The 9,962-nt window shown below is 57.6% G+C and carries 10 protein-coding genes; 7 read left to right on the forward strand and 3 right to left on the reverse strand.

From position 1 onward, the window contains the following. Nucleotides 1–445: 445 nt before the first annotated feature. Nucleotides 446–1,078: a glutathione S-transferase family protein gene (locus AC221Y_RS14850; RefSeq protein WP_486707618.1), complete on the reverse strand. Its 633-nt coding sequence runs from the start codon at nt 1,076–1,078 to the stop codon at nt 446–448. A gap of 982 nt (nt 1,079–2,060) precedes the next feature. Between AC221Y_RS14850 and AC221Y_RS14855 the strand changes: the two genes are divergently transcribed. Genes AC221Y_RS14855 through AC221Y_RS14885 form a run of 7 tightly spaced genes read left to right on the forward strand, consistent with a single transcriptional unit; the run spans nt 2,061 to nt 7,853 of the window. After that, a complete protein-coding gene (locus AC221Y_RS14855; protein WP_486707619.1) occupies nt 2,061–2,981 on the forward strand; it encodes a protoglobin domain-containing protein in 921 nt (306 codons plus the stop codon). 29 nt (nt 2,982–3,010) lie between these two features. After that, nucleotides 3,011–3,445 (forward strand): STAS domain-containing protein, encoded by a 435-nt coding sequence (locus AC221Y_RS14860; protein WP_486707620.1) that lies wholly within the window; start codon nt 3,011–3,013, stop codon nt 3,443–3,445. Then, entirely contained in the window at nt 3,366–3,854 is a 489-nt protein-coding gene (locus tag AC221Y_RS14865; RefSeq protein WP_486707621.1) for an ATP-binding protein, read from the forward strand. Before AC221Y_RS14860 ends, AC221Y_RS14865 begins: the two co-directional genes overlap by 80 nt. Next, entirely contained in the window at nt 3,838–4,434 is a 597-nt protein-coding gene (locus tag AC221Y_RS14870; protein ID WP_486707622.1) for a SpoIIE family protein phosphatase, read from the forward strand. Before AC221Y_RS14865 ends, AC221Y_RS14870 begins: the two co-directional genes overlap by 17 nt. Further along, nucleotides 4,431–6,443 (forward strand): response regulator, encoded by a 2,013-nt coding sequence (locus AC221Y_RS14875; protein ID WP_486707623.1) that lies wholly within the window; start codon nt 4,431–4,433, stop codon nt 6,441–6,443. Before AC221Y_RS14870 ends, AC221Y_RS14875 begins: the two co-directional genes overlap by 4 nt. A 22-nt stretch (nt 6,444–6,465) precedes the next feature. After that, the gene (locus AC221Y_RS14880; protein WP_486707624.1) at nt 6,466–6,825 is read left to right on the forward strand and encodes an Hpt domain-containing protein; all 360 of its coding nucleotides are present in this window, start codon (nt 6,466–6,468) and stop codon (nt 6,823–6,825) included. Then, nucleotides 6,825–7,853, forward strand: a complete 1,029-nt coding sequence (locus AC221Y_RS14885) for an adenylate/guanylate cyclase domain-containing protein (RefSeq protein ID WP_486707625.1) — start codon at nt 6,825–6,827, stop codon at nt 7,851–7,853. Before AC221Y_RS14880 ends, AC221Y_RS14885 begins: the two co-directional genes overlap by 1 nt. A gap of 487 nt (nt 7,854–8,340) precedes the next feature. Here AC221Y_RS14885 and AC221Y_RS14890 read toward each other — a convergent pair whose 3' ends face one another. Next, nucleotides 8,341–8,865, reverse strand: a complete 525-nt coding sequence (locus AC221Y_RS14890) for a tetratricopeptide repeat protein (RefSeq protein WP_486707626.1) — start codon at nt 8,863–8,865, stop codon at nt 8,341–8,343. A gap of 477 nt (nt 8,866–9,342) precedes the next feature. Further along, nucleotides 9,343–9,962: adenylate/guanylate cyclase domain-containing protein (locus tag AC221Y_RS14895; protein ID WP_486707627.1), on the reverse strand; the 620-nt coding region annotated here is incomplete at its 5' end.

Consider the following 9,962-nt stretch of genomic DNA (forward strand, 5'->3'; position numbering starts at 1 on the left):
AGAACACGCGGATGTCCTCTGTTGGCGTTTCTGCGAGTAGATCGCTAACCAAGTCGCCAATCAGTGCGCCTTCGTCCGGGGCCTCCGAGGCGGTGAAGGTCGCAGCGAAGAGTTCAGTGAGCGCTTGCTCGCGCCCAACAAAGCCGGTGGTAATTTTCACGGTCAGCTCCTCGTTTTGAGAGGCTTACCGCCTTTCCGATAGCTCCCGCAACTCTGCCTCTTTCCAAGAGGCCGCCTTTCGCAGAGGTCCGGGTTGGGTCATTAGCGGCCCTTGCGCAACGGCGAAGGCACGTCTGCTTTACACCCGAAAGCAGACATTCTCAGCTTGGGCATCGAGGTCGGCTATGTGCCAAAAGCGGACGAGGCGCGGTTGGTAGTCGACGGGCTTTCTCATTCAAAAATCCCTCCTGTCAAGCAGGTGGGGTCGGAGTTGCGGGCTTTGCTTTCAGAGAGCAGCGCTTGGTCGGGCCTTGATCCGTTTGTACCAGTCGTGAGCACGTTCGGCGCTGGGCGGTAACTCAAGCTTGATCCAGCCAGCGAATTCGATAGTGACGAACGCCATGATATCCGCAGCTGAAAAGTTGGCGCCCGCGACGTAGTCGTTCTCTCCAAGGAGATGCGCCTCGAATGTATCGAGGAAGTGGGCGGTTCTGGCGGCTCCACGTTGGGCAAGTTCGGGAATTTGGTCGTAGTTGATGGATCCGGTCAGCGCACGGCCCCTGAAACCGGGCAGCTCGTTGCGAATTGCCTCAGCTATTGCATAAAAGCCGTCGAGATCGATGCGCCAAATGCGGTCTGCAATCAGTCCCTTCTCTTCAGGGTTAGTTCCCAGCAACGGGGCCGAGGGCTTATGGGCTTCAAGATAGCGCCAGCACCCCTGAGAAGATGTGAGGTGCAAGCCGGTCTCGGTTTCGAGAACGGGGACGGTGCAGTGGGGATTCTTCTCCTTGAAGTCCGCTTGCAGGTGGGCACCAGAACGTAGATCAATTTCAATTGTCTCGATGTCGAGGTCTTTCTCGGCGATGAACATGCGAACGAGGCGGGCGCTAGGTGCAGTCTTGCAGTCGAAGAACTTCATGAGCTTTGCTCCTGTCCCGTGTTGAGGAGGCGTATTCGACCCCGGACCCCCAGCCGATGATATCGGCCGTTGATAAAGGCGTCCCAGGGAACCGGGTTGAAAATGCCGACACCTCCGTCTTCGGAGGTGTTGTTGGTGATGATCCTAGGGGTCCCGGTTAAACTTCTCATCGGCCGCTACGCGTATCGAGCTGATCTGCTGCCGCTTAAGCGAATAAGCGAGGTTGGCTTCGCGTTGGCTTTAGGTCAGAAGCGGACCTCGGCCGACGGCCCAGCGAGGTCTGCTCCGTGCTATTAGCAGACATGGCTTTTGTGCACTGCCGAATCTGCAATCGAGTCTCGAAGCGCCAGCCGCATTACCACATGAGCGAGTTCGAGTGGTCGATAAAGATGTGCGGCTCGTATAGCTCAAGCACTAATCAATACATGGGCCGTACAATGCTAGGCTCTTAGTTCACTCCAGCATCTGCCGCTATGATTTGCTCCATCAAACTCACCATGTCCGTCGCCTGAATCCCGGGGCGTCGGTATTGAGGTGATAAGGTGCACCGGAGCGATCAATTTAGGCCGCGTTCACTCCTGCGACCAGCGCGCCATGGGTATCTCAATCATGGCGCGCGGCGGCAAATTCGTAGACGTTTGCCTTGCTTAGGCTAACCGCCGTATTCGAGAGTGGCGAGACGGCCGGCCAAAGCCAACAAGCGTCACAAACCCGAGGAGATTGCGCCAGGTCGAGACGCGATCCAGCGCGCGGGAATGTGGGAAGGATGACTGTCCCGCTTTTCGCTAAGTCGTTGATTTAGTAAGCTTGGTGTAGTATGCACCTGGGCACCATTTCCCTCCCCGCCACCCTCTAAAAAAGCGACGCAGCGCAGAAATTTTTGGCGCAAAATGCTAAGTCGTGCGGAGTGCGGATCACCATTAGATGGACCGAACGCTTGCTCGGCTGGGCCCGAACAACAAAGAAATGAGGAATTGTAGCGATGTCGCAGTCATTGGAGGTCAACGCGCTCTTAGAGCGGTTCGATATCACGCCTGAAGATCTCGCGGCACTTAAGAGGTGCGGCGACGCACTGAAGGCGTCTGGTAAAGTCGATGCCGTTGTGGACGAATTCTATTCGTGGTTGGGTGCGCAACCCGAGTTTTCGATTTTCTTCAATAGCCAGGAGACGGTTGAGCGCGTCAAGAAGCTCCAGAAGACCTATTGGGCGGAGTTCTTCACCGGCGTCGTGGACCAGAAATATGTCGACTATCGTGTGCGCATTGGAGAAATTCACGCGCAACGCGACATGTCAAACTTGATCTATTTCGCCGCCATGTCGCAATTTAAGGTTCTCTTTGGCGATGCCATCGTGTCCTGCGATTTTTCTCATGGCGACACCAGCACCGCTTTCAATGCCTTCGACAAGCTCGCGATGCTCGACACGTTCGTAACGAGCGATCAAGTCGCCCAGTTCGCGCGCCGCCGGGTGATCGAAAGCGGCAAGGCGATGCTCGAGATGTCGACGCCGGTCTCATCGATCTGGGATGGCATCTTGCTCCTCCCGCTGGTCGGTATCGTGGACTCGCAGCGCACCCAGGACATCATGGATAAGAGCCTGACGCGCATTTCGGAAGCCCGCGCGCGCGTATTTGTCATGGACATTAGCGGCGTGGTCACCGTCGACACGGCGGTGGCGAATAATTTCATCCGGATCACCCAGGCCACGCGGCTTATGGGCTGCGATTGCATTATTTCGGGTATTTCGCCCAACGTCGCGCGCACTTTGGTCGAGCTTGGTGCCAATGTGGGGGAGGTTCGCACCACGGCGACATTACGGGACGCGCTGCAACTGGCGCTGGCGGCGATCGAGCCGACGGGCCGGGGCAGTGGACGTATACAAGGAGAGGCGGGGTCCCGCTAACGGCGGGTCGGGCCGGAGGATCACATCACATGGGAGACGGACGCTTCGTCATAACGCGTTTGAACCACACTATGGTCGCGACCCTGGAAGGCTCAATCGATGCGGATGCGCTGGGGGTCTTGGTCGACTCTTTGTCCGAGGCGCAAGCCGGGCAGCAGGCCGACAGCGCCATATTCGAAGTATCTGCCTGCGAAGTCATGGATGTCGATGAGTTTGCCGAATTGCAGAAGGCCTTCCGCACGATCGAGTGGCTGGGTATGCGAACTGTGGTTGCCGGGCTGCGGCCGGGAATTGTCTCCTATATCGTTTCAAGTGGAGTGGACTTAGGGGCGCTCCGGACAGCTCTAGACTTGGAGCGTGCACTGGAGGAGCTAAGCGCGAATCATGATGAGCAAGAGCTCGAACCAGAGCCAGAAACCCACGACGAGCCTGAGCTCGAACCGGACGGTCTTAGGCCGGTTTGATATTCATGCAGAGGCAGATCTTCATATTGCCGTGCTGCACGTTCAACGGAATAAGCGCCTCGCGGAGGAGTTTGGAACGACCGATATCGCCATGCTCGCAACCGTCGCCTCGGAACTTGGGCGAAATATTCTGAAATACGGTGATGCCAAGGGCTATCTGCTCGTGACGTGGGTTGAGCGCTCGCCCGCGAGTGGACAGGGCGTCGAAATCAAAGCTGTCGATCATGGACCGGGATTCGTCGATAAGCAGCGTGCGCTTTCTGATCACTACTCCACTTCGGGAACCCTCGGCCTCGGGCTTCCGGGCGTTGCGCGTATCATGGATGCGCTCCAGATCGACTCTGAGCAGGGAGAGGGCGCCGTGGTAACGGCGACAATGTGGGTTGAACGGCGTGACAGGAAGCATTGAATTGGGAGAATACGTGCGGCCACAGGACGGCGAGACATTGTCTGGGGATGTCGTGCTTACCCAGCGCGGAGGGCCGGGTGTGCTGGCCGCGGTCATCGACGTTCTTGGCCACGGTTCGGAAGCACATCAGGTTGGGGTCTGCCTCCGCAATGCGCTGTCGCGTTGGGTGGAGAACGCAGCGTCTCCGGCTCCGGAGGACGCAATAGAGCTGCTGCACGAGAGCGCTCGCGGCACGCGCGGCGCGGTCGCTGGCCTTGCTTGGGTGAACTCTACGTCGCTAGAAGGCTGGGTTGCCGGCGTCGGCAATGTGCGATGCCGCATGTTTTGCGCGGAGACCAAGACGGTCGAGTTCAGTGATGGCGTGCTTGGCCAACGAATCCGATCACCAAAGCCGCAATGTCTGAGTTTACGACCCTCCAACGTCATCCTGCTGTTTTCCGATGGCGTCACAAGCCGTTTTGGACTTGAAAACTATCCGAGTCTCGGCCTCGATCCGGCGCCTACAATAGCGCTCAATGTCGTCCAAAAGTTCGGCAAGGGGCTAGATGACGCATCCTGTACGGTAATTCGATGCAAATGACTGAGATTGGATCTTTGTCGGTCAAGGTTGAGCCTGCAATTCTGGCGATGCGTCGGAAGCTGTTCGCCATCGCGAAGACGCTCGGGATCAGCGGTGTGCGTGGTGTGCGCCTTGCATCCGCTGTATCCGACCACGCCAAAGCATTGGCGAAGGCGGGACCGGTGGAGATTGATGTAGGACTCAGCGGTTCGGGTGTGGCTCAGGAACTGTGTGTGGCGGCGCTTGGTGATGCGCGCAGCGACAGCCGGCATCTCGATGTAGGGTTCGACCGCGTCGAAGCCTTCGACAAAGGCGTCCGCCACGGTTGGCGCGGCTACTGCCGTAGGGGCCCAACGGGCGATGTTAGCGGGTCCCAGCTTGCGAAATGCCAAGAAATTATCGCTGAGCAGAGCGTCGATGAACTGATCGAAGCCCTGAAGGTCAGCAATGAGGAAGCGCAGGCCGCTAAGGAGGAGGCGGAGGAGGCGACGCGGCTCAAATCAGACTTTCTTGCCAATATGAGCCACGAGATTCGCACCCCGATGAACGCCATCATCGGTCTGTCTCAAATCGCGCTGAAGGCGGACCTCCCGCCGCGTCAGAGGGATCATCTGGCCAAGATCAAGAACTCGGGGCAGCATCTTCTCGGTATCATCAATGACATTCTGGACTTCTCGAAAATCGAAGCTGGGAAACTGGCCGTCGAGAATATTCCCTTCGAGCTGGATAACGTGCTCGACAACGTCGTCAATCTGGTATCGGAGAAAGCTGCGGCTCAAAGGTTGGAGCTGGTCTTCGATGTTGATCCAACCACCTCCTCCGGGCTCGAGGGCGATCCGCTGAGGCTGGGACAGGTCCTGATCAACTTCTGCAATAACGCGGTCAAGTTCACGGAAGCTGGTGAAGTCATCGTCCGGCTCAAGGTCTTGGAGGATAATGCCGACCATCAGCTGATCGAGTTTTCGGTCGCCGATACGGGAATCGGCATGTCCGAGGCGCAAATGTCTCGACTCTTTCAGGCTTTTGAACAGGCGGACAAATCGACGACGCGGAAATACGGGGGCACCGGCCTTGGGCTGGCGATTTCCAAGCGTCTGGTTGAGGCCATGGGGGGCAAAATCGGCGCGTCGAGTGAGTTGGGCAAAGGCAGTACGTTCTGGTTCACGTCGCGCCTCAAGAAAATCGCGTCGCGTCGCCGGATGCTGCGCCAGGATCTCGAAGGACGGCGTGCATTGATCATAGACGACAATTCGTCGGCACGAGCCGTGCTCTCAAACATTTTGGGAAGCATGTCCATGAGCGCTGACGAAGCGCCGTCCGGCAGGGATGGCCTTGAGATGGTTCACCAGGCCAGCGCGCGGGGCGAGCCGTACGACATCGTCTATGTCGATTGGCAGATGCCGACGCTGGACGGGATTGAGACCTCCAAACAGATACTGGCGCTGGAAAATGTTCCGACTCCAGGCCTCGTCATGGTTACGGCTTACGGCCGGGAGGAAGTTCTCAAGAGCGCTGAGGACATCGGCTTGGACAACGTCCTCGTAAAGCCCATTACGGCATCGATGCTCTTGGACACGACGCTCACCGTGCTCAGGGGGGAGGACGAGTATGGAGACGTTGACAACAACATTACAGCGCATTCCGAAATGTCGCACTTGCGCGGCGTTCGCGTGCTTTTGGTCGAGGACAACGAAATCAACCAAGAAGTCGCTCTCGGTCAACTTGAAGATGTCGAGGCAACGGTTGATGTCGCCGAGAATGGTGAGGTCGCAGTGAATATGGTGCGCTCGAACGACTACGACATTGTCCTCATGGACATGCAGATGCCGGTCATGGATGGGATCGAAGCGACCCGCATTATCCGGGCCGATTCTCGTTTCGATAGACTACCCATTGTCGCCATGACCGCCAATGCAATGGCAGTGGACCGAGAGAGGTGTCTTGAGGCTGGCATGAACGATCATATCCCAAAGCCTATCGATCCAGATCAGCTGTTTGGCGCGCTGAGCCGCTGGATCGGGCAGCTGTAGTAAACTTTGGGGAGTTGCACTGATGAACTTAGATTGTGCGGTACTCGATCGCGCTGGCTTCGATAGCGCGGCGGGGCTGAAGGTTATGGGGGGAAAGGCCGAGCGTTATGCCAAGCTCCTCCAAAAATTAGCCGATCGCCAGTCTGGCGCGGTGGAAGAGATTCGCGCGGCGCTCGATGCCGGTGATAGCGCTGCGGCCGAGCGGGTTGCACACTCGCTCAAAGGCTCCGCAGGATCGCTTGGAGCCAATGCCCTTGCCGAGTGCGCGGCGGACACGGAAACGGCAATCAAGGCAGGGCAGGGCATAGACGAAGCACTCGAAACTCTGTCAGAATCTCTGCGTACCGTCGTATCGGCGATTCAGGCTGCCGTGACTGAGTAATGGTAGACGGCAAAAAAAGACTCGTTCTGATCGTCGACGACACTCCGACCAATATCACGGTGATATCGGGTGTCCTGAAAGATCAGTATCGCACCAAGGTCGCGACCAACGGTGAGAAGGCGCTTGCCATAGCCACAGGCCCGGAGAGACCCGATCTCATCCTGCTCGATGTGATGATGCCGGGCATGGACGGTTATGAGGTCTGCCGGCGGTTGAAAGAGAATCCGGAAACGGCGGACGTCCCCGTGATCTTCCTGACGGCGAAGATCGAAGAAGGCGACGAGGAGCTGGGCTTTCAAGTCGGTGCGGTAGACTACATCCACAAGCCGTTTTCCGCACCGGTGGTTCTCGCCAGGGTAAGAACACAACTGGCCTTGCAAGATGCGTTGAGCGAAGCCCAAGAGGCGCAGGCCGAAGCCGATCAGTTGCTGCATGCCTTGCTGCCGAAGAAGGCAGCGGACGAAATCCGCAGCATCGGCACGGTCATCCCACGGCGCTATGAGAATGTCGCGGTGCTGTTCTGCGACGTGACCAACTTCACCGCCTATTGCGACAAGCATGAGCCCGAAGAGGTGATATCGCGGCTCGATGCGTTGTTCGTCATCTTCGAGCGGGTCGCAGCGAAGCACGGTCTTGAGAAGATCAAGACGATCGGCGATGGCTTCATGGCGGCTGCAGGTCTCTTGCACAAAGTGGACGATCCCGTAGGAGCAGCGGTGCGCTGCGGGTTGGAAATGGCATCGACCTTGATTGACGCGCATCTCGGGTGGGAAGTGCGCGTCGGTGTTCATGCGGGGCCGGTGGTCGCCGGCGTCGTGGGACAGGAGCGCTATCAGTTCGACATCTGGGGCGACACCGTCAACATGGCGGCGCGCATGATGGGCTTGGTCGCGCCGGGAAGCGTTGTCGTGGCGGAGGAGATTTGGAACCAGGTCAGCTCCGAGTTCTACGGCGAGCCGCTTGGCGAACTCGAGGTCAAAGGCAAAGGAAAAATATCCGTGTTCAGTTTAGGTCCGTCGAAGGCTTGATTTAACTCGGGCATCAATGGCTGTTCCTGGCACTTAGCAGGCCATACGTCAGTGGGGAGGAGTGCCAGGAGCTGAAGGATGCAACATCAGGTATCGACACCTCGACAAACGAGGTCGCGGCGAACGTGATGCCCGTTAATGCAATAGAGCGGACATCTTGAGATCCCCCACGCCAGATATGCGAATTGCATCAGCAGGGGCCTGTGTCTAGTCGGCTTTTGCGAAACGATACTGCTTCGGCGAGAACCGATTATCTGATGCCTTGGCTTCCTGGTTCACGCTCGAGCGAGGCTGATCCAAAGGGAGACAAGAAACACACTTGCGTTCATAGGTGGAGTTTTCGAGTATTTGAGGAATTGTCTTGCAACACCGAAACCACCCTTAGTTCGGTTAGCACGGGTTTAGTGGCAAGTGACAATGACGAACATGGCCCTTCTGACGAGACATTGAGCTGCCCGGAATTGAAGCCGAACAGGATCGTGCTTGTTCAGCGCACGCGGGGAGGGCGATCCGCGAAGCCTGCATTCGCCTCGCGAAACTCTTCGGCGAGCTTCTGCGCCTCGCTGACTTGCTCCGGCGTCATCTTCGCGACAATGTCCTGCTGATTGAGAACGGCGCGTTCGCGATGCCCCAACTCGGCTGGCAGGTAGCCCGATGCGGCTAAGTCGAACCATTTATAGGCCATTACGTAGTCCTGTGAGACACCGCGCCCGTGCTTGTAGAGAACGCCGAGATTGTTCTGCGCAAAGGGGTTGCCGCGCTCGGCGGCGCGGCCGTACCACTCGGCGCCCTTTGCGGGGTCTTTCGGCACGCCTTGTCCGCGTTCATGCATAAACCCGATGAGGTATTGCGCGTGCCGGTCGCCCTCTTCGGCGAGCGGCAGCATCATCTCCATTGCGTCGGCATAATCTCCGCGGAAATAGGCGGCTTCCGCCCGCTCGAGCGACTGCGCGGCGACCGGCGTCACTGCGCAGACGACTAGAAGAAGGCCCAAAAAAATAGATTTCAGCATCGGGACCCCGCTGCCTGACAAACCATATGGTGAATTACGGTCAACAGCGGGCGCCGGATCACTTTGTGGCGCTTCACTTGGGCAGGGCGGTGCAAGAAGCGCAGAAATTCCCTGTATTTTCCCACAAAATAGGGAAACGAAAAGCAGAGACCGTTTCGCCTGGGACTGGCGCCCCAGCCACCGGTCCCGGCACTTATATATCTCCCTCTCTTGTATCCGGGGCATGCCCAAGTGACTGGGCTCACATAGCAGGCCAGGCGCGTACGCGTTTTCGTGCCGCGCCTGTGATATCGCGATGATGTTTCGGCAATCATGATGCCATTCAGGCACTTGCCAGCGGTGCCCAAACCAATTGCTGCTTCTTCCCAGGAAACTGCCGTATTTGGCGCGCGGAATGCGGATACATGCGTACCAGTGCCGGGACGCCCCGAAACTTTCTAGAGCCATGGGAGGCAAAAGTTGCAATGCGCGTCAGGCTCAGAGTGCCGTAGTCCTCATGGTCAAGGTCCAAATATCAACCGCTTTGGAGCGCCCGCGGATTGCGAAATCGCCGTGGTGCTGCAGGCGATTCAATAAATTGGCCGCTAATTCGCCGTCATTTTCAACCTTGACCGCATCGACGAGCGCTTGGCCGACGACTAGGTCGCAATCGAGGTTTCGAGTTGCCTGTTCCAGGCGACTAGCCGTGTTTACGGTGTCGCCTATTACTGTGAATTCAAGATAGTCCCCGGTTCCTACGTCGCCGAGAACAACCGGACCATAGTGCAGACCTAGCCCAACGCCGATGGGCGACAAACCTTTCTCACTCCGCTCCCGGTTCCAATCTTGAGTAGCTGCAAGCAAATCATAAGCGCAGGACAGCGCGTTGGTCCCATCCTGGCTTCCAGATTCGGGGAACCCAAAGATCGCCAGGACCGAATCGCCGATATAGCCTTCGATCGAGCCACCCCACTCGAAGATGACCTTCGCCATCCAACTGTGAAGCTCGCGCAAGACTTCAATCACTTGCTCCGGCTCAATGGATTCTGAAAGCTTTGTAAACCCGACAATATCCGCAAAAAGCACTGCGAGATTTTGACGCCTGACGGGGCCAAACG

It is taken from the genome of Boseongicola sp., assembly GCF_057460485.1.

Coding starts and splice junctions, on each gene's coding strand:
- AC221Y_RS14860 (WP_486707620.1), top strand. CDS start 3,011: ATGGGAGACGGACGCTTCGTCATAACGCGTTTGAACCACACTATGGTC.
- AC221Y_RS14850 (WP_486707618.1), bottom strand. CDS start 1,078: ATGAAGTTCTTCGACTGCAAGACTGCACCTAGCGCCCGCCTCGTTCGC.
- AC221Y_RS14890 (WP_486707626.1), bottom strand. CDS start 8,865: ATGCTGAAATCTATTTTTTTGGGCCTTCTTCTAGTCGTCTGCGCAGTG.
- AC221Y_RS14855 (WP_486707619.1), top strand. CDS start 2,061: ATGTCGCAGTCATTGGAGGTCAACGCGCTCTTAGAGCGGTTCGATATC.
- AC221Y_RS14885 (WP_486707625.1), top strand. CDS start 6,825: ATGGTAGACGGCAAAAAAAGACTCGTTCTGATCGTCGACGACACTCCG.
- AC221Y_RS14865 (WP_486707621.1), top strand. CDS start 3,366: ATGATGAGCAAGAGCTCGAACCAGAGCCAGAAACCCACGACGAGCCTG.
- AC221Y_RS14880 (WP_486707624.1), top strand. CDS start 6,466: ATGAACTTAGATTGTGCGGTACTCGATCGCGCTGGCTTCGATAGCGCG.
- AC221Y_RS14875 (WP_486707623.1), top strand. CDS start 4,431: ATGACTGAGATTGGATCTTTGTCGGTCAAGGTTGAGCCTGCAATTCTG.